This is a genomic window from Enterococcus sp. DIV1420a (assembly GCF_051712165.1).
GTDB classification, from domain to species: Bacteria; Bacillota; Bacilli; order Lactobacillales; family Enterococcaceae; genus Enterococcus; species Enterococcus faecalis.
The window spans coordinates 601,468-624,557 of the sequence record NZ_JBIOOI010000002.1 but is presented as its reverse complement, the minus strand read 5'-3'; the positions used below and the strand labels follow the sequence as shown (position 1 = coordinate 624,557).

The window sequence follows — 23,090 nt, the reverse complement described above, 5'->3', positions numbered from 1 at the left end:
ACTACCTCCTAAAATTATTTTGTTTTTGGTACTTGCGATATTTTGCCGACAAAAATATTTAATGCAAACAGACCACCCATTATCATAGACAAGGCAAATACCCACCCAGAAATTGAAAAAGTTGAAATAGCAGAATACATAGCTCCAGCATTGCATCCTTTTGCTAATCTTGCACCGAATCCCATTAATAAACCACCGATAATAAAGTAAACTAAATCTTTCGATTTCCATTTAAAATTGAATTTGAATTTGAATCTTCCAGCAACTAAAAAGGTCAATAACGAGCCTAAAACAATTCCTGAATTTCGGATAGTCCCTCCATCATGTAACAGTCCCGAATTCACTTTTTCATTTATTTCGGCAAATGCTGGAGACGAAAATGAGAATCCAAAATTTTTCAAAAACGCTACGTCTAAGACAGAAAAAGAACTTGTAACTCCCCACGCTTTTCCTGTAGTTAACAGTATTAGAGTACATACAATAGAAAACAACAGAGCACCCTTTGCAAATGTCAAACGTTCAATGAAAAGTTTATGGTATAACTTGAAGCTTAAAACAGAGGACTCAGAATTTGGATTATCTATTAATGGCTTCTCAAACTCAGACCAGTCGTCTAAGGGGTATTTATAAGTCCCTTTTAACTTTCTAGTATTTTCATATTTAACAGTAATAAAATATAAAATTAGTAAGAGCGACATAGACAGTAATAATGCACCAAAATAACCAATATAATCCGGCAAATATATTTGAGTACCTATTTTCCCCAGATTACTCTGATCAAATATGTAGCGCACCCATTCACCAGGAGCGGACCCCAAAATAAAGAAGATAAAAACAACTATAGCTCGCCCTTCCCCTTCTCCCAAATCTGTCAAGGTTCCTGAAGCACAGCCACCAGCAAGGATCATTCCCATACCAAAAAGAATACCTCCAATTATAGTGGCTATGTTGGTAAAATATACATTCTGAGTGCCTGGAATAATTAAATCACCTTCAACAGCACGAAATGCAGGTACTGCTCCATTTTGAGCAGCAAACCATTGAACACCGAAAAAAAGTAGCATAGTTACAGCAAGCATTATTAGGAGAGCTTTGGTTAAACTTCCCTCCCCTCTGATAAAAATTCTTTTGATTCCACCTGCAAATCCAAATCTAGATCTAGTAAGAACTGCTCCTAGTAATACTCCACTAAATAAATGCATACTAAAAACTTCTTTTTGTGTATGTAGGTAATTTCCCCAAACAAAAAGAATAATAAGAATCAGCAATGCTATAACTGGTTGGAATTTATTAAAATTTTTTTTATCTACCTCAATTAGTTCTTTAGATTTCAATTCCATAATACTTCTCCTTTCTCTGAAAAAACAAAAGTGAATTTTTTCACTTTGTAAACACATAATAATCCTAAGCATGATGAAACGGAAATAACTATTCGTTATGCAGTTATTCTTATACAGAATATATAGGTCTGTTATTTAAATCTATCCTTGAATAGATACAAATTATGCCTTTAAATCAATGGGATTTGTTTGAAGTTATATATATTTATAGATTATGTCACCCTAATGAAAAAGTTATTTTGAGCAATATTCAATAATAGATAAATTGTCTATTTTACAACCAATACAGTATTTCAGCATATTAAGATTTGTATTATTCTACACAAAGTGATAGCAATAGTTGTTAGAACTCAATTTTATTCGATCCAATTTTAAAATTAGGTCTTATATGTAATGAGGGCAAAATAAAAAGGCATAATGCCTTTTTATTTTGCCCTTACTACATGCTTAAAATTAAATTCTTATATACATTTACTTAGATCAAGCTGAGAAAAAATCTATAGTATCATTTAATTCATCATTTTGATTTTTAACAGCATAAAAGGACTGTTTAATACTTAAATTATTAAGTTGAATTTTACTTAGTTTTTTGTTTTTAAGTTCATCAGCAACAGACATTCCATACATAAAACTAATACCTTCATTTTGACATACCAGAGATTTAATTAGCGAAATAGAACCAAATGTTTTTACTTGTTCAAAATTACTCAACACTATGTTTAATCTTTTCAGACTATTTTCAACTGATTTAAGTATCCCAGATCCTTTTTCTCTTACAAATAGTATATTAGATAGAACATCTGAAGTAGATACCCTCTTATTAGCTAAAGGATGATTTGACGAACAAACTAGTATTATTTCATCTTCAATAAATGGAAATACTTGATACGCATTAAATGGAACTGGACCAGATATTAAAGCCAGATCAATTTTTCTTTTTCTTAGTAAATCTAAAAGGTTAACTGTATTATCAACCATTAAAAATATTTCAGAATGAGGGAAAGTTTCATTAAATTTTTTAATTTTATTTATAATGAAGTACTCTCCTATGGTTTTGCTTACACCAATTCTTAAGTTAGAATTATCTTGCAGTTTACTAATTATTTCTTCTGACTCACTAACTAAAATTTTTAGTTTTTCGTATAATAGATTTCCCTTAAAAGTAGGATTAAGCTGGCGCCCTTCATAAGTAAATAATTTTATGTTAAGTATACTCTCAATATATTGAATGTGTTTAGTTATCGCAGGTTGAGAGAAGTTCAAATTTTCCGCTGTTCTTGTATAGTTTTTGGTTTCAACTAGATCTAGAAACGTTCTATATCGATAATCAATCATTAAATTCATCTACCCATCCGCAGACTTTATTTTTTAAATCGTTCAACGCTTAGTTATCCTGTCTAATTTTGATTTTGCAGAAACTATTTTCTTTATCGTAGACCTTCGGTACAGTATTTATACATGTATTGATATCATGATCATCATTAGTAAGAAGAATCTGAACCCAAATTATTAGGATAATAGTTATGGTAATTTATTTTTTGTGTAGAAAAGCTACCTTTTCGGGGACCCATAAAATCAACCTATGTTTTAATAAACGAAATCTTCTGATAGCTTTGTTTTATTTATAAGATTTCGATATACCTCTGATGTTCTACTCAACTCTTCATGAGTTCCTTGATTTACAACTTCTCCATGATCCATTACTACGATTTTATCTGCATTTTCAATAGATTTCAATCTGTGGGATATAATTAAAACTGTTTTATCTTTAATTAAACGATTCAAACTTTCTTGAATTTTCTTTTCATTTTCTACATCCAAACTTGCTGTTATTTCATCCAAAATTAAAATTGGTGCACCCTTTAGAAATGCTCTAGCAATTGAAAGTCTTTGTCTTTCTCCTCCTGATAGTTCACTGCCATTTTCACCTATTAGTGTTTGATATCCATCGGGTAGTTTTTCAATAAAATCAGAACAATTCGCCAAAATAGCTGCTTCTTTCACTTCTTCATCTGTAGCATTATTACTTCCAATCCGAATATTTTCCATAATACTTGTATTGAATAAGGTAACATCTTGAAATACGATAGAAATGTTACTAAATAGCGATTCAGTTGCAACATTTTTTATATCATGACCATCAATCAAAATAATACCTTCATCATAATCATACAATCTTGAAATCAATCTTAAAATGCTTGTCTTTCCACACCCGCTAGCTCCTACCAAAGCAGTTACTTCTCCTTGATTGGCTATAAAAGAAACAGATTCTAGAACTTTTGATTCATTACCATAGGAAAAAGATACATTTCGTAGTTCAATATGAAAATTTTCAAATCCAGTTAATTTTCCCTTTTGAACTTGAGTTGTTTTCATTTCCCTAATCCTTTTAATTTTAGGAGATAAATAGAAAATCTCTAATATTCCTTCTTTTGTAGCATCAAGTGAATCTTTAATTTTTATAGCAGCTAATAGATAACCGATTACAAACAAAAGATCAATCTCACCTATCAACAGTAATTTAATACCCACTATAATAACTATGGGGATACTTATGAATGAAAACAGAGAGGATAAGGATAAAATATAGAACGTATGCAACTCTACTTTTAAATGGATTTTCTCGCTTTCTTCCATTTGCTTGAATAATTTACTTTGAACTTTTTGGTGTAGGTTAAAACTTTTGATTTCTTGCTGCAATTCAATCGTTTCTTGAAAGGCCTCTGAATTCTCTCTTAACACTTTATAGTACTTACTATTAGCTTTTACTTGGGATTTTTTTGATAAAGGTATCAAAATAAAACTAATTAATGTAGGTATAATAACAGCTAATCCCATTTTAAAATTGCCAAGCAATAGCATTACAGAAATAATTGGAAAGAATAATGCCATTCCTCCGGCTTTTGGAATAGCATGACTCATAGCATGTTCAATTCCCTCTACATCAGCCATAATAGTCTGAGACAAATCCGATAAGTTATGCTTTGAAAAATAAGACAAAGGTAAATTAGATAAATCTTCAGCTATTTGCGTTCTTAGATTGGCACTTTCTTTATAAGTACTACTATATAAATTGTCATACTCTTTACTCAATAAAAAGTATAGCACTACTAGTGAGATAAACGACAATACTAAATAAATCCACTTATCCCTTGTATGATTCAAAAATAGTTCATCTATTAAAAGCATCAGTATAAATATGGGGACCATATTTATACAATAAACGAAAAAACTTGAATAGGTTGCTTTAACTAGATCCCTTGCCCCTTGATTTGTTAATACAAATTTTTCTTTATAAAACTCCTTCATCTCCAACCCTCCAGTTATTTGCCTCATTGTATTGATTAACAATTTTTTTATAAAGCTGATCCTTTCTCAGTAACTCCTCATGACTACCTTTTTCAATAATTTTACCTTGAGATAATACAATAATCTCATCTACAGACTTAATACTAGATAAGCGATGCGCAATCATAATTACTGTTTTAGTTTGCATTAGATTTTGAAATGCTTTTTGTAATTCATATTCATTATCTGGATCGATTGATGCACTTGCTTCATCCATAATCACAATTTTTGCATCTTTAAGTATTGCACGAGCAATTGCTAAACGTTGCTTTTCCCCACCCGACAAATATACCCCTTTAGCGCCTATTTTCGTTTGTTCTCTATCAGGAAATTTCGCTAGAATTGATTCGCATCCTGCTAATTTTAAAGCGCGTATAACGTCATCATATGATGCATTAGGATTTGCCACTGAAACATTATCATAAATAGTTTGATTGAAAAGCTTAGCATCTTGAAAAACAAATCCTATGGTATTGATAATCGTTTCCTTAGTATAGTATGTCAATGGATGCCCACCAATCTTAATTTGCCCTTGGTCAACATTATAGAATCCTGAAATTAATTTAGCTATTGTACTTTTGCCACTGCCAGATCCTCCCACTAGAGCATAAGATTTCCCTTCCTCCAAAGTTAAGCTGAAGTTTTCTAAGATTTTTTTTTCTCGATAACCAAAACTAATTTTCTCAAATTCAATTTGATAATTTTCTAAGGTAGTCTCATAGCCATACACTAATTGATCTTTCTTCATATCCTGATACAGGGTCTCTAATGTATCAACTGCATAACCAGCTTCAAACATATACATAGCAACAAACATCACTCGCATAAATGAAACAAAAATAACGCCACTCAAAAAAAGTAACATAATTATTTCCACAACAATAACACTAGTACTATCAAAACTATTCATAAAAAAAACTAGAGGTATAATTACCATAGAAATTACTCCAAAAAATGCCCATTGAAATAATACATAAGGCTTCCTACCACTTAAAGAATACTCATAAGCATATTTAGCATAATTATTAATAGCTTGATGTAAACCTTTAAATGAAATAACTTTTGCTCCAAAAATTTTTATTACTTGAATCCCGCGAACATATTCTACTGTTTCAGAACTCAAACTAGCTAATGAGTCTTGATATATTTTAATGAATTCATTATTGCCCATCATTTTTTTTAGTAAATAGAAACCAAGAATTAACATTACTAATAGAATTATCCCCACTTTAAAATCAATAATAAACCCTAAGATAATCGATAAAAGTGGCGCTGCAACAGCTTGAGCATTATCTGGAATTAAGTGCGCAACTGACATATGAGTTTTTGTTGCATTGTCATCGATTGTCTTTCGAATATATCCTGAAGAATTTAAATCAAAAAATCTAAAACTAGCCTTGGTTAGACCTTCAATTCCTCTTTTCCTCAAGTTAGTTTCCAAACGAAAACCAAGAATATGTGAAAACAGTCCTGATAACATGTATAATAGTGCGCCCAATGTTAATAGAATCGAAGTTTTGATTGCATAATTTTGTGCTATATTTCCATTCCTAAAAACTATTAATTCTTGTAGGAACCGATAAATGTAAAAATAACCATAAACAGTCATAAATACAGATATTATCGAAAATAAAATAGCCGTCCATCCATAGATCATTTTATCAGGAACATAGCTAAATAGTTTTTTATAAATTTTCATTTTTTCCTCCTTAGTTCATTATTTTTAAAGGATTCTTTAAAATAGTGCGTACCTTTAAATTTATTTATTTAATTTAAATTATTTATCTAGATGTTTATCTAGTCAACTCCGTTTTAAGTTTTCATTTTTATTAAAAAAAGTACCCCCATATATTACGTCATTAGACAATGCATTAATGAAATTAACTAGTAAAAATGTACTAGGAATAATACGATATCCTAGTACATTTATATAAGCAACTATTTTTTATGATCGTTAAATCAATTCTTTATGGAACATTGGCTATCGAAAAAGTCAATGAATCTGTAAAATCCCCCGTACTATGTCCTTTCTCATTCAAGATACCTTGTAAACTAATCGCCGTTCCATTCGTTTGACGACTATCAAATTTTCCAATTGGTGCCGGGAAAGTCGATTCATGATTTATTTTCACTTCATTGCCAATATAATCCTTAAAGAAAAGACTATACGGTACTTTTTCTTGTGTCCTAGCATGAACTAATTGATTCCCATTCGCAGAATTAATTGTTACTTGACGAATTCCTGATGCGGGAACATTTGAATCAGTCGGTACTAGTTCAAGCTGATCACTTAGTTGTTTTTGACTATTGGTAAAAGTAAGAGCTGCTGGAATTTTTAACAACCATTCAGGATTTTGCGTATCTGGCTCAAAATGATAGGTAGTTAATCCACCTACGGACATGATAGGATCTTTTATACCTTGAATGGTATAACCTGAATTTGGGACTAGATACATATCATACGCTTGATCTGCGAATTCACGTTGCGCTTGTAATTGAATTTTAAAGTTCTTCGAACTTAGTGCGGGTAACTCTGCAATATCTACTTGCACTTCTGCGACTTTTTTCCAATCAAGGATCTTATCTTCAGATAAAAATTCTGTTTGTCCACTTATGCGATACAATACTTGCGCTGAAATATCTGGATTTAAGACGATTAATGGACCCGTTAAAATCATACTAATGTCATTAGTTACGGTTTGAATGGTGTTATTTTTATCTGTATAGTTAACTTTTTCTCCTTTTTTAGGAATCAAAAATGTTACTCGATAATTTTTTAAACTACTATTTGTAGAACTAATCGTTAATAATCCGTTTAATAAACTCTCACTCTCTTTCGTAAAGGAAACATTTAATTTATCCTTTGAATAAACATCTTCTTTTCCAGGCAGAATAGTCACACCACTAACATTTTTACGCAATACACTAATACTAGTTTCAGCGGTAGATAGCTGGTAATATTTAGCGGGCCCATCAGCTATTTCTGCTAATAAGTTTTGGGCACTTATCTCTACTTGATATTTTTTTAAGTAATTATCTTTTTCTGCTAGATACTCACTTAAATCTGCGTATATTTCTCCTGTTACTGTAGAGTTGCCTAATTGACCACCAGGAATCACTGACACTTGTAGCTGAATATTATCTTTCAAATATGGATATTTACCTGGCGTGAAAATAGAAGTGCCATAATTCGAGTTGCTAACCATCTCAATATTCTTTTGTGTGATTTGTAACCAACTACGCCCGTCTGGGCCTTTAATCATTTTTCCATCCCAATTATCTGCAGTACTTCCCGTAAACCCATTGAATAGGAATAAATCTGGATTTTTCCATTCAACGTAATAAGTTAGTTTTCCAAAAGGAACATTAGCGTTGTAACCATTAACATTCTTGACAGCCTTCGTAAGTTGTGGCGTTAGTGTAATAGTAAAAGACTCACTTTGATAGACATTTGCTAAACTAAGGGCGGTACTAGTGGTCATCTTAGTCACCGTCATACTACGTTTGAAAGTAAAATTAACCAGTTGTTTATTGGTCGCCGTAAAACCAGTCAAATTCCAATTCGGATAAGCCTCTGATTTTACATCCCCTGCAATGGTAATTTGTTTTACGTTGTCATCCGTCGGATGAGAGGGAGCCTCATCTAATTGTTTACGTGTTACTTTTGCCCCTAGATAAAAGATGTGTCCTTGGTTTAAGTTGATATAATGAGCTCCAGGATAACGTACCGTCACTGTAGTAAAATGATCCCCTGCAGCTAGTTGATGAAATACTGCTTCTTTGCCTGTTTCACCTACTGTATAAGAACCCGTATCGCCTTTAAAAGTTTGGTAGTCTACACTCATTCCAGCTAAACCAGAAAATCGACCATCTAAGTATTGTGCACTATCGTTATTTAGTTGATAGGAAAAATTATTACTTACAGTAACTGAATATAGTGATGTATTGTAATAGACGTTAAACACTGTTTCAGCGTTATTTTGCGGTTGTTCTAAAAAGTACTTGTTTAAATTACTAGGACTAGCTCCATCTCCATACTGATAACCGTTAAAATTAGTGAGATTAATATAACTATCATTTATTTGAGTAGGATCTGTAAAAGTTCCCGTTAGTGTCATTTGATTTTTCATTTTTTTTGACAGGTTCTCAATCTCTGTTGGGAAATTTGCTGTTTTTCTCCATGGTAAACTCTTACTTGTAGATTTGGTCTTTCCTGAAATAGTAAGATAGAAATCAGCTTTAATTGTTGAAAAACTCAAGACAGATTTCACTACACGTTTCTCTCCCAAATCTGGTAAAACAAACGCATTTCCCGTAACTGGGTAAGTTTGACTCGTGCCGTCGTCTAAAAAACACTCAATAGAAGCTATTTTGACTAAATCTTTTACCGAAGCATCTAGGGACCAATGATCCGGAAAAATCCCTTCGGGATACTCCATCGAAAACGTAGTCGTCGTATCTTCTAAAATTTTATCATTTCGTGTATCAGCAGATCGTTGTAGATAGGGTCTAAATCCAAATGTATTATCCGGATAAATAGCGCCTGCTAAACTGGTATTACTAGGAGTAAAACGATAATCTTTTGGCGGTTCTGGTGTTAAAACAACAGTCGCATCATGACTAAGTTCCTTTCCTACTTTCTCACTTTTAACAGACGTGGTGATTACCCGTTCACTACCATCAAAGGGATCGCCATTTGCTAAACTTGGCCCCATGGTTAAGTTAGATGTAGCGATTCGAAGCTCTTTGCCGTACAAATCATCCATGCGAATCTGTAGTTCAGTGACTCTTTTCCCTGCGGGAATTATAGGTGCAATCCTTGAATTAGTTTTTATATCCGCAAACTCTTGTTTTGTCCCATCATCGAAATAAACAATAACATTTTGAAGAGTTCCTACCGCAGGTTGGATGCCGCCATAGGAACCTAAAGTATTCCGGTCGGTTAGATAAAATGTCCAATTGGTAGGTTGAACTTCATAGGGATACGTAATCGTAGCTACATTTTCCGGTAAATGGAGCGGCTGGTAATACATGTACGATGGATTACTAGCATAAGAATAGTTATTATTGATATAGATACTTAGATCAGAGGAACCTATGGTTCCGGCTCTAGCTGATAGTTTAGTATTCCAAAAAGGATAAACTGAATTACTGTAGTGACTAATAACTAAGTTATCTTGTTCTCTTAAAGCTTTTAGTTGGATTGGGATTTTACTCGTCACAGTAGTAGCTTGATCCTTTAATGTAGCAGTAATTTCCACAGTCTTATCACTATTTGCCTCCCTAATACCCGTTTGATACAAACTCAATTGGTAGGATTTCCCATAGAAAGATTCAAAACTTATTTTTAATTGGCTGATTTTTTCACCGTCTGCCGGTGCACTTGCCCTAAGAGATTGTTGATTAGTATATCCAGGCGTATTTACGATGGTAACTGATAATTCATTGCCTTTATCAGTGATGGCAACAGCTTTTTCTATTTTTCCTTGAGTTTTATCAGCCGTACTTCCTGCCTCTGAACTTTCGACTATCCAATTCGTTCCTGTGACCTCTTCTGGAAAATCAATGGTTAATTCTGCTCCTTCTCCATGACTATCCGGTAAGATATTACCATTAAACGGATTACTAACAGTAAAATAATTATTACTCGATAGATTCCCATTGACCGAATAAAAGACAGTTGATAAATCACTATGACTAGTTAACTGCCATCTATTTTCCTTTGCAATATCTGTGTCATATGTTTTCACTATCAGTGCAGAAGGAATAGTTAGGACACGCTCGTCCCCAAAAACTGTATAAGTTAACTCTAGATCCGCTGCTTGATAAGTAGAACTTAGTGCGATTGTATTAGATGCATTCGCAGCTAAGCTGAGATAATTAAAAATAGAACTAGAACCCACAATATTTTTATTAGTGCTATCTGCGGCAATTTCCAAATATGCTCCTTTTTCATTCTCATCCATAGCTATAATATTACCACGATAACTAGCTGGCATATCATTAGCAAGTTCAAAATGAAATTGCGGAGGAGCGTAGACTCGCAAACGTTGTAACTGGGCCGGCTGATTGCCGCTATAAATATTGCCACTCTCTCTAGCAATATAATTATACCCACTAGCATTTAGCCAATTACTATTAAGCCACGTTTGGTTCGCGTACGCCCACAAGTAGGAACTAGTATTTGCATAATAACTATTAGTAACATAAATACTCTCTGGTAAGGTTCCTCGAACAATCTTAGCAGGAATACTATCAGAGCTACTGTACACTTGTTTATCGGCAGTTAAAACCGTTACACTATACTGACCAATTGTCACATCGCCAGTGGTAAGATAAAGCTGTTCGTCAGCTGGATTCAAACCTATATGACCCGTAGAATAGTATGGGATCATTGATATAGGAATTTGTAAAGAGATACTTCCTTTTGTTTCCTGATGTATCTGAAGGTATTGATAATTAACCCCCTTCGTTGCATCCCATTCTGTATAGCTACCAGTAATGATTCCATCTTGTGGCAATCCTGTGATTTTTATATATCGTGGCACTTCAATCTTTACTAACCAATCACTTTGAGAGGGGTCCTCGGAAATATTAAACGTCACTGACATTAGTCCATTCTTTATTTCAGTTAATGGTAGTTCTGTCAAATCGCTGCTTAGTAAAACACTATCTTCTGCTTGAACGTTTGATTGATTTAAAAAAAGCATTGAAAAAGTTAAACTAACAACTATCATGAATAAAAATGATAACTTTCGCACACCTCATTCCTCTTTTCTTTGATTAATTGTCAGTAGCATTTTCTTTAGCTAAATAAGACCGAAGGTCTATTCATAAATTTTTCATCCTATAAAATAGAGAGTAAGCAAATGACTTTGGCAACACTTAACTAAATCGTTTGCTTACTCCAGTTGAAATGCTAGACTGAATCAGTCTTACTTAGCCTATTAAATTAGGCACAATTCTTTATTGCCTTGTGTTTACTACTAACTGTGCTTCAATAGAGCCTCCGTTTAGTTGCTTAGTATCATCCTTTAAATCAAAAGTATCAATTTTAATTTGTAGAGGGTAGTTCCCCTCTGGTACGGTTTGATTTAATTCCACCGTCGTGACAGCATCTCCTGGTGAAACAAGACCACTTTGATAAATAACCTTTTTATCTAGTGACAACGTAAACTGGAAGTAACACGGATTCGTTTCTGGGTTCCATAAAGCCACATACAATTCTTTTGTATCTGCCACCATAGTGACCTGATTATACCCTGGAAGTTGAATTTGATTCGGCACCTTTTTTTTACTGTATTCAATCTTAGGAACATATTTTTTGGCATTTGGATCAAGGCGGTTAAGTGAATCGTCATTCGTAAATAACCAAAAACAGACAGACACAAACAGTAATAAAATTAGCGGCAAGAACCACAACCATTTTCTTAACTTAATGACAGCAAGGTATTCCCCACCTTCACAAGCAAGATAACCAGATAGCTGATAAAAAAGTGCTGAGTAAGTGTTGGAATATACAGGTATCTTCGCTGCTTGTTTTTCAAAAGAAAGACTTCCGATTTCATGTGCGAACCTTTTCCCGATTACCCCTTGAATCGCCATCGGTGCAATATTCAATGCTAGTTCACTAACTTTATTTTTACTGTAGTACTGATACGTATACTCCTGTTTAGCAAACTCTTTATCATAGTCCTGATGAGTTTGATAATGAAATTCTTTCATAGTAGTCCTCGCCACTATGGATTAACTGCCGTGGCATAATATGTCAAATTATCCGTATAGTCTCCAACTTTATGACCTTGACCTAATAGTTTAGCTAGTCCCGCTTTTTCCGGCGTAGCTGTAGTTAACACCCCAACTTCTGTTTTGACAGCACCAGTAAAAGTAGCGTCATAGGCTAAGCTATAAGCTACATCCGTAGCACCAGCTTTTTTTAATTTGTATGCATTAGTAGATTGAACCTCTACCTTAACACCATTAGCAGGTAACGCCGCTGCCCCACGCGGAACTAACTTAATTGAAGCATCTTCTTCTTTGTATACATTGGTAAACTCAATGCTAGCAGGAACTTGTAAAATCCAATCTGGATTATCTGGATTTGTTGGATCAGGGATTTGATTATAGTTATGATAAGTAACAGGTACATTCGCATCAGCAAGTGCTGAAATCGTTCCAAATAAACCAGTACTCAATAGCATTATAGTACCTGCTAAAAAATTCATTTTCTTCATATTAATTCACATTTCCTTTCTTTAATCACTACTTATTTCCTATTAGAAAATACAATAACCTTTGAATATCTCTACCGTTTTATTTGTGCTTGTACTTAAATTTCACTCCTTTTTTTTTACTTATGAATTCTAAAAATCTAATGTGATTTAAAATAATTCATAGTGGTGTATTAGCACTAAAATAAGTATACCTAAATACTATATGCTTAAAATTCCTTATAAAGAGTAGACCAAATAAAAATAATAGTAACAATCGATCTAAAGTGTAGTCATTCAAGCATTTCTAACGTATAATTAAGTACGTGAAGGACGATTGTATTTATATTATCCCTCTCTTTCATTTGTTAAGCCTTGGTTCTCCGTGAATTTCCAATAGTAGGGTAAATTATACTCTTTAATAATTTGATAAACTTGTTCAATACTTAAGCTTAAACAGTGTGCTAGTTCATTCATATTTAACTTTGGATGCTCTATACATAATTTCTTTATTGCAGTAATATTTTCATTCTGTTTTATCTTGTCTATCTCTCTCATATTTTTTTCTCCTTAATATATAATGAGCATTAGTGATGCTTATGATAACTCTCAAAAATTGACAAATATCCTTGATTCATGAATACTTCCCCATGATTTATTACTTAAATCAAACTCTTTTTATTTATTCTTCCTACTAGTAAATATAAAAATTTAGATCAATAGTAGCTTTACAACAGTATAAAATCCTCTATGTTTCATAAACAAAAAATAGCTTTATTTGTCAAAATTCTTCCAAGTATTCAATAAATTCCTAAAAGTTACTTAAAACTTTACCGCTTCATCACTACAATAGAGTAGTAGCGCACTTATAAATCATAGTAATGGTTTCTTAGTACCCAGCAATCTTGTAACTCTTCCCAATAAAACTCTTTTTCAGAATTTAGAAATGCTCTAAAGTAAGTAGGCTCAATTCTTTCACAATCGTTAACTTCTGTTACTACATACGTATAGCTATAATCTCCGTTATTTTCTACTATACTCATTACAAAAATTGTTCCATCAATCCAACACTTATCTATTTCATTAAAATAATCTGGTTCTTTCAAGTCATTAACTAAACATAATGCATATTCTTCTTTTAATGAAGTAATAGTAATATCATTCATTGAAGTAGATAATATATCTAATGCTTTTTCTCTAGATATCGTGTTCCTATATACAATTATTCGACAATAATTTTGTTTCAATTTTTTACTGTGAAATTTTACTGTCAAGAGAACATAGTAATTCTCATATTTTACATTCGTTCCAATAGCCAATACCTGATCCCTCTTTTCTTTTACACTGCCTTCTTACTATAACTATAGCGATTGCTTTCCGTCCTTGTATCCGCATTCTGAACAGACTTGGCTGGAAGGAAACCACTTATTTACTTTGATAATTTCACATCAATACCAGTCAACTTTGTAATGTAGTTCCATCAAAAAGCTATACCATGATACATTAGAAATACTTTTAGCTAGCTTATAGTTACGTAATATTCCTTTTACATTTAAGTCTTCTACATAAAAAATATCTTGATTTATATAATTTCTTATTTATAAAATTAAGAAGTATAGTATTTGCCACTTAAGTGACATGATATTGTAGCAGATTTGATAATTTTCTTAGGTTATCTATGAAGCTTGATTCTAACTAATGATTTTAGGTTAGGAAATTTGTTAAATTTATTATTAAATATATTCTCAAAAACATAGTAGTAATTCCACTTTGACTATGCTAATTGCTTCATTAATGATCACTCTAACCGTAAAATAAGATTCTTTGTCCTAACCGATTAAATCTATAAATAAATTATACTTAAATAAATCGCTTTCAAAATCTGTATTTCAAATAATATTCTCGACAAACAAGAGACTTCTTAAATCCTATTTAATTATTATAAAGGAAAATATGTTGCAACACTAAGCTTTTTCATTTTGATAAAAAGCTCTTTTTATAAGAACACCTTATATGAGCAAAACATTTTAAAGGAACTAATCGCAACATTAAACAAGTTTATAACTCAATATATGCCGAAACCTTACTACAACAACTAATGTTACTAAAGTTACCCTAAATCTAACAGGAGTTATATCTCAAGTTAGTTGAACAACTTTTTCATGATTTCAAAAGTAATTATTTTATTCATGGATAAGGATTTAGCTTACTTTTCAATTGCACATTAGAAACTAGAAAGATCACGTTATTATCTCAGACCCTACTACTAAATTTATTACTAACTGACAGTCATGATTTTCCTATCTTTATGATTGATCGTACCTACGCACAAAAAATCCTTCTCGCAAGTCTGGGATTACTTATCCAGTACCTGTTAAAAGGACAATATAGATATTAAAACATTCTTTCAAAAAAATTGTATCTTGATTGGAGCTTTCTGGATCCAAATGGATTTAACATTCTAATAGGTTTGCTGAAAAAACAACCAATTTGACGAAACTTGATTCCCTTGGACGAATTTCAGAAAGAGAAAATAGCTCATTAACAATTTGTTTGATCTCTGCTATCTGTTGAAGTATTCTCAATTATTCGCCAGCATATTTTCAAAATCCATATCTAAAAAATGGTAGCTTTTATTACTCTCTGTATCCATATCTTTTAAAATACTGTGTGATAAACATCATTTTATTACCACTCTTCTTCTATAAAAATTTATACTTTAGTTTCATATGGTTCAATTATTATAAAAGAAAAAATCAAAGCTTTCGACGCTTTATGTTAGATAAATACTTCCTGAAGCTGCTTCAAACTACAGGTCGTTAATGCACCTGACCGAGCAATTTCTCCTTCTTCTATATGCAGATAATAATTACAGCACTTAGCAACTAATTCAAAATCATGTGAAATAACAAAAATCGTCTTTCCCTTATCTGCCAGCTCTCGCAGGCAGTTCGCTACCTCCTGCATGTGTTGATAATCCAACCCGCTTGTTGGTTCATCGAAGAAAATCCAATTACTTTCACTAGCTAGGGCGCTTGCAATCGCCACCCGCTGTTTCTGTCCACCTGAGAGCGAGAGCGGATGGCGCTCTGCAAAATCTACGACATTCACCTGAGACAGATGGTATTTAGCTTCTTCTTCTGATTCTTTTCGCTGACTTAATAGAACTTCCTCCAAGACTGACTCAGTAAATAATTGATGGTTCACATCTTGCATCACGATGTAACTATTCTTAAGTCGTTCCTTATTAGAAAATGACTTACCATTAATAATCAACTCTCCTTTGCAACGTTTTTCTAGTCCACAAAAACAATGAGCGAACGTTGACTTTCCTGCACCATTAAAACCGACGATGGCTGTAATACTACCTTTTGGAATTAGCAATTTAGGAATAGTTAATTTTGCTACACTTCCTTTTTTATAAGTGAAATAAAAATTTTTAAGCTTCAACATTTTTTTTGATAAAGCTGTATCATTTTCAGCGACAATCGAATCTAACCAAATAGAGCGTAGCCCTAAGCGTTGCAAATAGGAGGAGGAAATCTCTCTAATCTCTTGTTTGGAAAATTCCTGTTCAATTTTTCCTTCTCTTAAATAGATTATTCGATCTACAATATCTTTTAAATAATGTAACCGATGCTCTGCAATAACCACGGTTTTCCCCAGATTCTTCCAGAATAGAAGTTGTTTTTTTAAATCTAAAATCGCTCTCAAATCTAAATTGGATGATGGTTCATCCAACACGTAGATTTCATTTTCTGCAACCGAAACCGAGCCACAAGCAATTTTTTGTTTCTCTCCGCCAGAAAGTTTAAATATATTACGATCCAATAAATTGGAGAAATTCAAATGGCTGTTTACACGTTCGATACGCCTTATGATGGTTTCTTTGGATATGCCAGCATTTTCACAAGCAAAAGCTAATTCAGAAGTGGTATTGGTGCAGAAAAATTGGGCCCGCGGATTTTGAAAAACAGAACCAACAGTTTTAGAGATTTCCTGAATTGTCAGTCTCTGAGGTACTTGACCATTGACTGTTACAGAACCTGATAGTTTTCCTTCATAAAAATGAGGAATTAATCCATTTAAAATTCGTGTCAATGTCGTTTTACCACAGCCTGATGCCCCGCATAAAACTACAATTTCTCCCGAATTAATTGTTAGATTAATATCCTGTAATGAACTTTTTAATGCTTCTCCTTCATACTGATAGCTCACATTTTTTAATTCAATCATGCACTCGCTCCACTTCTCTTTATAAGAATATATAGCACAAAACAACCATCATCGTTACTACCAAAACTGTTAAATCAAGGTTTCGTAACTTGACATCATAAATACTTGTTCTCTGTGACTTACCGCCTAACCCACGAGTTAATGCAGCAGCAGTTAAATCATTTCCAATCTGAACAATCGAGGACATCAATGGAACCAAGCGATATTCAATGTACTTAATCGGATGCTGCAAGGTCATCTTTCCGTTAATATTCCGAATTCTCATTGCATTAGTGATTGAAGACGTTTCTTCCTTGATCGTAGGAATAAAGCGGAAAATTACGACAACAGGAATAGTCAAAACATCTGGAACATGCCACTTGTGTAATGCTGTAATCAGGTGAGCCACTTGTGTCGTTTTAATGAAATAATACCCCATCACTAAAGAAGGTACAAAACGAGTAATCAATCCCGAAATAATCAGCAGAACCATACTCACTCCCCCAGCAAATCGAAGAAGTAAAAAAGATTCTATCAACCATCCACCGAGAAATAATCCTGTATAACCGACACTTTTTTTCAAATCGCTATCTATAGCTAATAACACTGCTGGAATCAGACCGAGTATCAGCCGAAAGTAAATTTTTATTCCGGTAATATCTCCAGCCATGGTTAGTACCGCAATGAATAAAAGTATGAGTAATTTTGTTCGTGGGTCTAACGCTGTTGTTTGAATTTTATAGAGGTGAAGATGCTTGATTTCCATTATGCTATGCCTGCACGTTTGAAATGCTTCTTCAACACATGACGACCAATATAGGCTCCAATAATTGCACCAACTATTGCCAAAATAAGAATAATCGGTAACATCGTTGTAGTTATTAAATTTCCCAGCTTATTCGCATATTCTGAACCATAGCCACTTTCCAAAGATTTTAGATACGTATCTTTCATGAAGAACAATGGAAACATAGCCCCGAAGGACCACATTGAGAAAAGAATATATGCGGCCAATAAAAACGACCATTTTCTATAAGATCCTATTTTCGCTATTAAGTCCGCTAAGAATGTAACAGGAATACCGATAACTAAAATGGTCCATGGGTGCCCAGTCATAAACATTAATAGAGAAACAAGTACTCCTGTCACTGTCAAAACACCGAATTTAGGCACCTTAGTCAATAAAAGCATTAACGGAATACCACCCACTAAACCAATCAAACAAGGCAGTAAAATCATCATAAACGGAATATATCCCGTCATTCCCGCTGTAAAAAACAACACAATATATAATGCTGTAAAGATACCTATATTGATCAAATCTTTCACATTCAATTTTTCTTTATCCATTTCTTAATTCCTCCTAATTGAGAATGATTTTCATTATCATATCAATTAGTTTAGAAATTATCAATATATTTCCGTATGTGAACGTCATAATGTGGTACTCATAACACTAACTATTTCACTAAAATAGTAATCGTTTTTTGATTCATTGCTTCTATCACAAAAGAATTATTTCAAATGAATGGAATCATTAGCAAAAAAGTGGAAATAATAATTAAAATAATGCTTTTTAAAGTAAAAAAAGTGGCTAAATAATTAATACTCTGTTTAGTATTTTAAAATCAAAATATAGGTACCCGCTCTTTAATTATTCTTTACCTATTTTTACTAAAATCAATTTAATGAAAAATAGCGAGTAGCACATACAAAGTAATACAGAAATAGATACATTATCTATGCCAATTAATAGAACTTATAAATTTCAGAATATATTGGCGAAAGTCAAGACAATAGTAGGAGGCGTTAAATTGATAGATAATTTCATAGAAAAAGATATACTACGTAGAGTTAAAATTACTTATATATTATATGAGTGTAGACAAATAAAAATCGGAAAACTTGCTACTAATATCAATACCAGTTTCAATACAATCAAAAAGGATTGTAAAAAAATCGTATTAGAACTAGAAGCGGATATTGTTTTTTATTGTATTTCACGTTCTCATATAACTATTCAATTCAAACAACAGATTTGTTGTTACGATCTAATCCGTAAGTTATACTCAGAATCGCTTTTTTTAAAAGTATGTTATCGATATCTTTTAGGAAAAAATAACTATAGCTCTATAGCTGATGAAGAATTCATATCAGTTACAAAGGTGTTCAATTTAAAAAATAAGGCTGATCAATATTTCAGACAGGCTCTTGGTACTAACATCTATGGAAAAATAGCATTTGAGAACAACTTAAAAGTAAGATACATTTATTTGTCTTTATGGATGAGAGGCATAGGAGTCAACAATTTAAAAAATGATAAACTCTTTTTAACAGCTGAACAACTTGCCTACAATCTAAGTGATCTTTTGAAAAATCAACTAAATAAAAAGAGTTTGCATTATTTGAAATACGCTATATTTATTTGCCTTAGCAAAAAAGAACCATTATCGATAGATTATGAAACAATTAAATTTTTAAAAAGCGGGGTTATTTTCAACAAAATAAAAAAACTTTTTTCAAAACATGAAGTTGAGATAAACGATGAGAATCTAGCTTTTATTTCTTTTATCTATAAAATTTTGCCGTACAATCCAAACAATTATCGATTAATTGAAGAAGATTATCAATACTATCGTAATCGATTAATCGATAATTATTCTTCTGTCGTACAACTCATAGATAATTTTGAATCAGCTTTTAATATGAAACTTCTTGGGGAACTTGAATTTGAAAAACCATTAGTGGATTTAGTTTACACTACTGCTATGGATTTGAATGAATTTTTACTAAATCAGTACTATTTTATTGATCCTAATGACTATCCAGTAAAAAAAATAGTAACTACAATCATTCACTCATGGTTGAAAAAAAATCTCTCGGAAAATATATCAATATCGGAATCAATTATTCTACAGTTTTGTCACTTAGTTATGCCTATTCTAAAAAAAGGTCATAGTAAGAAGATTTCAATCATCATCGTTGCAAAAGATGAATATTCTCATATGTTGTTTAGAAATAATATTAATAAAATCATATCTACGAATTATTTTTTTATCAACTATAAGATCTACTACTCTATTAACGACGTTCCTGAATTGTTTATTAATAAAAACTGCTTTGTAATTTGTGAGCGATGCTTATTAGAGCAAGAAAAAGAATTTATTTTACCTATTTCCATCCATAATCTAACAAATGACTTAAAATATATTTCTAACTGTATCTTCACCTCTGTTTTAGAGTAACAAGAATAAAATATTTTTATAAACTACTTGGCTCCCTGAGTAACATTTTTTCAGTTTAGTTCGGAAATCATATGAAACAAAAAGACATAATTTGACATATGTACTAAATTGCTTTAGCAATAAAAACTCCTTCGATAGATTAATGAGACGATATCATCCGACTATTTTATCGGACGGAGTTTTTATGATTAATGTCGAGAAAAGTTTATAACATACTATACAGAATTTTTTTATGTAACATAATATTTGCTATTGAACATGTTAGTCTTAACATTATCTCTCTAAGGGAGTTTGATTTTTTTGTGTCCTTCAAGCGTTCTTACCAAAAACTTACCACAGATTGTTCCATTAGTAATTTTCATTATCAAAAGATAATAAAATAAATCGTTTATGTAGTTTTCCAAATTGTCACAGTCAATCATTATACCTAACGACATTCATCCCCCACCTAAAGCGGGTAGGGGACTTCTGCGTGTATTAAATTAAACTTTTTATAGCATCCACAGTCTGTTGCATCCGATTTGAATCACTTCCAAATCTACCTAACAAGACACCATCAAGATCTGCTATTTTAATCATTGTAATACTATTCTCAGGGCTGACAGAGCCGCCGTATATTACACGAACTTTCTCGCTTGCTTGTTCCCCAAAAATCCTTGCAATTGCTTTTCTAATTAATGAGGTCGCCATTTTAATATGAGGTGCTCCAGCAGCCTTACTTTTTCCGACTGCCCAAGCTGGAGTATAAGCAATAACGACCTTATCTAGATCTTTTTCGTCGACACCATACAATCCATTGAAAATACGTAAGAAAAGTTCATGTTCTAACTCCATTTCATAATTTGGGTCTTTCAACCCGTCAATGGCATTATCAGCATCTTTTTTTTCAAACTCGCCAACACACAAAATTGCATTTACATCATTTTTGAGCGCTAGTTTAACTTTTTTATTAATAACATTATCTGTTTCATTAAAGAACTTCCTACGTTCCCAATGACCTAACTCAACAAAAGTACCTTTCATATCGATAAGTGATTCAATTGAAAACTCACCACTCAACTCACCAACTTCTACTGGAGCAATGTTTTGGGCACCTAACTGCACTGTAGAATTCCTTAATGCATCATAAACTGGATATATGGTTCCCATTGAGGGCAAAATGACAACATCAATATCAGAGTTTTTATGTTCACTGATCTGCTTGGCAAATGCTTTTGCTTCCTTAATGTGGTTCTGCCTCATAGACCAATTCATGATGACGATTGGTTTCTTTTGATCTTCCATCATAATCATCTCCTTAGTTATTTCTATTTATTCTTACCTTAAAAATGACTATATAACTCACAGAAATCTGTAATTACCTATTGGAGAATGCCGCCCAGTCTTTTTCAAACTGCTCGATACCTTTATCAGTTAACGGATGGCTCCATAATTTCGGGAATAGATTACCAGGAATTGTCGCGATATCTGCACCTAGTTCAGCCACTTTCTCCACATGTTCAAGTCCTCGAACACTCGCGGAAATAATTTCTGCTTTGTATCCATAGTTATCTAGTACTTTTCTCAAGTTTTTAATTAAAGCCATACTGTCAGTTCCAATATCATCTAAACGACCTAAAAATGGGCTGATATAAGTAGCGCCAGCTTTTGCGGCCATCAAACCTTGAGCTACGGTAAAGACTAACGTTACATTGGTTTTGATTCCTTTTTTAGATAGAGTGTTTACTGCTTTCAATCCTTGTTCTGTCATCGGGATCTTGACGACAACATTACGTGCCCACTTTGCAAGCACTTCTGCTTCGGCGATCATTTCTTCAGCTTGCGATCCTGTTACTTCCGCACTTACAGGCCCATCGACGAGAGAACAAATTTCTTTGATGACCTCTTCAAAATCTCGCCCTTCTTTAGCAATAATTGTTGGATTCGTCGTTACTCCATCAACTAAACCCAACTCATTGATTCGTTTGATTTCATCTACATTTGCCGTATCTAAGAAAAAATTCATTATTAACCTCTTTCCGCGATTTTCTTTCAGCGTTCATTTTTTAAATACACAATCCCCTTTGTCAATAGGGCTAGTTTAAGACATTATTTTCTCTTACAATGCTCATCATTTCCAAGGCATGTTTGGTAATCGTCGCAAAATCACCTGTATCAATCAAACGTTTATCCGTTAAATAGCCGCTAATCCCAGCACCGTTGAAACCTAGATCAAGATAGTCTTGCAAGTTATCAGGTGTGACTCCTGCTGTTGCGACTAGTTTAATATGATTGATTGGCCCAAGAAGGTCCTTAATATATCCTATCCCCAAAGCTCTGATAGGAAACACCTTAACAAAATCTGCACCCGCTTCATTCGCTGAGATTATCTCGCTTGGTGTTAGCGCCCCAGGCATCGAGACCATATCTAATTCTTTTGTTCGTTTGATAACACTTGAGTTCGTATTAGGCGAGATAATATATTCTGCTCCTGCTTGGTGAGCGGCTTCAACTTGTTCAATGGACAGAACAGTACCCGCTCCAATTTTAACTTCATTTCCAAACTCCTTAACCAGCGAGGCGATGGCCTTTGGAGTCTTAGTCAAACATTCAGAATCTCCTTGATCAAAAGTAACTTCTACAAGCTTTACTCCGCCATCGTTCAGCGCGGACACCAAGTTAATGAGCTTTTCTCCATAAGTTCCTCGACAAATTGCAATTACCTTGTTCTTTTCGATGAAATCGTTCATTTC

16 protein-coding genes and 1 pseudogene are annotated in these 23,090 nt (G+C 32.9%); 1 reads left to right on the top strand and 16 read right to left on the bottom strand.

The annotated features are described in order from the left end of the window. Nucleotides 1–14: 14 nt before the first annotated feature. The 13 genes and pseudogenes from IGI80_RS14330 to IGI80_RS14270 form a co-directional block, all read right to left on the bottom strand. Complete coding sequence (locus IGI80_RS14330) at nt 15–1,340, bottom strand: YeeE/YedE family protein (protein WP_438723939.1); 1,326 nt, start codon at nt 1,338–1,340, stop codon at nt 15–17. A 480-nt stretch (nt 1,341–1,820) separates the two neighbouring features. Continuing rightward, the gene (locus IGI80_RS14325; protein WP_438723938.1) at nt 1,821–2,684 is read right to left on the bottom strand and encodes a LysR substrate-binding domain-containing protein; all 864 of its coding nucleotides are present in this window, start codon (nt 2,682–2,684) and stop codon (nt 1,821–1,823) included. A 243-nt stretch (nt 2,685–2,927) separates the two neighbouring features. Beyond that, a complete protein-coding gene (locus IGI80_RS14320; RefSeq protein ID WP_438723937.1) occupies nt 2,928–4,649 on the bottom strand; it encodes an ABC transporter ATP-binding protein in 1,722 nt (573 codons plus the stop codon). Continuing rightward, on the bottom strand, nt 4,633–6,387 hold the full coding sequence (locus tag IGI80_RS14315) for an ABC transporter ATP-binding protein (RefSeq protein WP_438723936.1): 1,755 nt from the start codon (nt 6,385–6,387) through the stop codon (nt 4,633–4,635). The genes IGI80_RS14320 and IGI80_RS14315 overlap by 17 nt, the downstream gene beginning before the upstream one ends. A gap of 268 nt (nt 6,388–6,655) precedes the next feature. Then, nucleotides 6,656–11,449 carry a hypothetical protein gene (locus IGI80_RS14310; RefSeq protein ID WP_438723935.1) on the bottom strand — a complete coding sequence of 1,598 codons (4,794 nt, stop codon included), beginning with the start codon at nt 11,447–11,449 and terminating at the stop codon, nt 6,656–6,658. A 205-nt stretch (nt 11,450–11,654) separates the two neighbouring features. Beyond that, complete coding sequence (locus IGI80_RS14305) at nt 11,655–12,413, bottom strand: hypothetical protein (RefSeq protein WP_438723933.1); 759 nt, start codon at nt 12,411–12,413, stop codon at nt 11,655–11,657. Between the two features lie 14 nt (nt 12,414–12,427). Next, the gene (locus IGI80_RS14300; RefSeq protein WP_438723932.1) at nt 12,428–12,913 is read right to left on the bottom strand and encodes a hypothetical protein; all 486 of its coding nucleotides are present in this window, start codon (nt 12,911–12,913) and stop codon (nt 12,428–12,430) included. Nucleotides 12,914–13,246: 333 nt separating this feature from the next. Further along, entirely contained in the window at nt 13,247–13,456 is a 210-nt protein-coding gene (locus tag IGI80_RS14295) for a hypothetical protein (protein ID WP_438723930.1), read from the bottom strand. A gap of 308 nt (nt 13,457–13,764) precedes the next feature. Then, on the bottom strand, nt 13,765–14,064 hold the full coding sequence (locus IGI80_RS14290) for a hypothetical protein (protein ID WP_438723929.1): 300 nt from the start codon (nt 14,062–14,064) through the stop codon (nt 13,765–13,767). 195 nt (nt 14,065–14,259) lie between these two features. Then, a pseudogene (locus IGI80_RS14285) lies at nt 14,260–14,481 on the bottom strand (zinc ribbon domain-containing protein); the annotation flags it as partial. 1,195 nt (nt 14,482–15,676) lie between these two features. After that, nucleotides 15,677–17,134 carry an ABC transporter ATP-binding protein gene (locus IGI80_RS14280; RefSeq protein WP_438723927.1) on the bottom strand — a complete coding sequence of 486 codons (1,458 nt, stop codon included), beginning with the start codon at nt 17,132–17,134 and terminating at the stop codon, nt 15,677–15,679. Nucleotides 17,135–17,153: 19 nt separating this feature from the next. Continuing rightward, entirely contained in the window at nt 17,154–17,879 is a 726-nt protein-coding gene (locus tag IGI80_RS14275) for an energy-coupling factor transporter transmembrane component T (protein ID WP_438723925.1), read from the bottom strand. Continuing rightward, nucleotides 17,879–18,463 carry an MptD family putative ECF transporter S component gene (locus tag IGI80_RS14270; protein ID WP_438723923.1) on the bottom strand — a complete coding sequence of 195 codons (585 nt, stop codon included), beginning with the start codon at nt 18,461–18,463 and terminating at the stop codon, nt 17,879–17,881. Before IGI80_RS14270 ends, IGI80_RS14275 begins: the two co-directional genes overlap by 1 nt. 464 nt (nt 18,464–18,927) lie before the next feature. Between IGI80_RS14270 and IGI80_RS14265 the strand changes: the two genes are divergently transcribed. Next, the gene (locus IGI80_RS14265) at nt 18,928–20,358 is read left to right on the top strand and encodes a hypothetical protein (protein WP_438723921.1); all 1,431 of its coding nucleotides are present in this window, start codon (nt 18,928–18,930) and stop codon (nt 20,356–20,358) included. Nucleotides 20,359–20,835: 477 nt separating this feature from the next. On the opposite strand, the gene IGI80_RS14260 is transcribed toward IGI80_RS14265, so the two are convergent. From IGI80_RS14260 to IGI80_RS14250, 3 genes are all read right to left on the bottom strand, one after another. Beyond that, nucleotides 20,836–21,645, bottom strand: coding sequence for a triose-phosphate isomerase family protein (locus IGI80_RS14260; protein WP_438723919.1), 810 nt, complete (start codon nt 21,643–21,645; stop codon nt 20,836–20,838). 70 nt (nt 21,646–21,715) lie between these two features. Continuing rightward, the gene (gene fsa / locus IGI80_RS14255) at nt 21,716–22,363 is read right to left on the bottom strand and encodes a fructose-6-phosphate aldolase (RefSeq protein ID WP_438723918.1); all 648 of its coding nucleotides are present in this window, start codon (nt 22,361–22,363) and stop codon (nt 21,716–21,718) included. A 70-nt stretch (nt 22,364–22,433) separates the two neighbouring features. Next, nucleotides 22,434–23,087, bottom strand: a complete 654-nt coding sequence (locus tag IGI80_RS14250; protein WP_438723917.1) for a bifunctional 4-hydroxy-2-oxoglutarate aldolase/2-dehydro-3-deoxy-phosphogluconate aldolase — start codon at nt 23,085–23,087, stop codon at nt 22,434–22,436. Nucleotides 23,088–23,090: the final 3 nt, after the last annotated feature.

Coding starts and splice junctions, on each gene's coding strand:
- IGI80_RS14330 (WP_438723939.1), bottom strand. CDS start 1,340: ATGGAATTGAAATCTAAAGAACTAATTGAGGTAGATAAAAAAAATTTT.
- IGI80_RS14325 (WP_438723938.1), bottom strand. CDS start 2,684: ATGAATTTAATGATTGATTATCGATATAGAACGTTTCTAGATCTAGTT.
- IGI80_RS14320 (WP_438723937.1), bottom strand. CDS start 4,649: ATGAAGGAGTTTTATAAAGAAAAATTTGTATTAACAAATCAAGGGGCA.
- IGI80_RS14315 (WP_438723936.1), bottom strand. CDS start 6,387: ATGAAAATTTATAAAAAACTATTTAGCTATGTTCCTGATAAAATGATC.
- IGI80_RS14305 (WP_438723933.1), bottom strand. CDS start 12,413: ATGAAAGAATTTCATTATCAAACTCATCAGGACTATGATAAAGAGTTT.
- IGI80_RS14300 (WP_438723932.1), bottom strand. CDS start 12,913: ATGAATTTTTTAGCAGGTACTATAATGCTATTGAGTACTGGTTTATTT.
- IGI80_RS14295 (WP_438723930.1), bottom strand. CDS start 13,456: ATGAGAGAGATAGACAAGATAAAACAGAATGAAAATATTACTGCAATA.
- IGI80_RS14290 (WP_438723929.1), bottom strand. CDS start 14,064: ATGAATGATATTACTATTACTTCATTAAAAGAAGAATATGCATTATGT.
- IGI80_RS14280 (WP_438723927.1), bottom strand. CDS start 17,134: ATGATTGAATTAAAAAATGTGAGCTATCAGTATGAAGGAGAAGCATTA.
- IGI80_RS14275 (WP_438723925.1), bottom strand. CDS start 17,879: ATGGAAATCAAGCATCTTCACCTCTATAAAATTCAAACAACAGCGTTA.
- IGI80_RS14270 (WP_438723923.1), bottom strand. CDS start 18,463: ATGGATAAAGAAAAATTGAATGTGAAAGATTTGATCAATATAGGTATC.
- IGI80_RS14260 (WP_438723919.1), bottom strand. CDS start 21,645: ATGATGGAAGATCAAAAGAAACCAATCGTCATCATGAATTGGTCTATG.
- fsa (WP_438723918.1), bottom strand. CDS start 22,363: ATGAATTTTTTCTTAGATACGGCAAATGTAGATGAAATCAAACGAATC.
- IGI80_RS14250 (WP_438723917.1), bottom strand. CDS start 23,087: ATGAACGATTTCATCGAAAAGAACAAGGTAATTGCAATTTGTCGAGGA.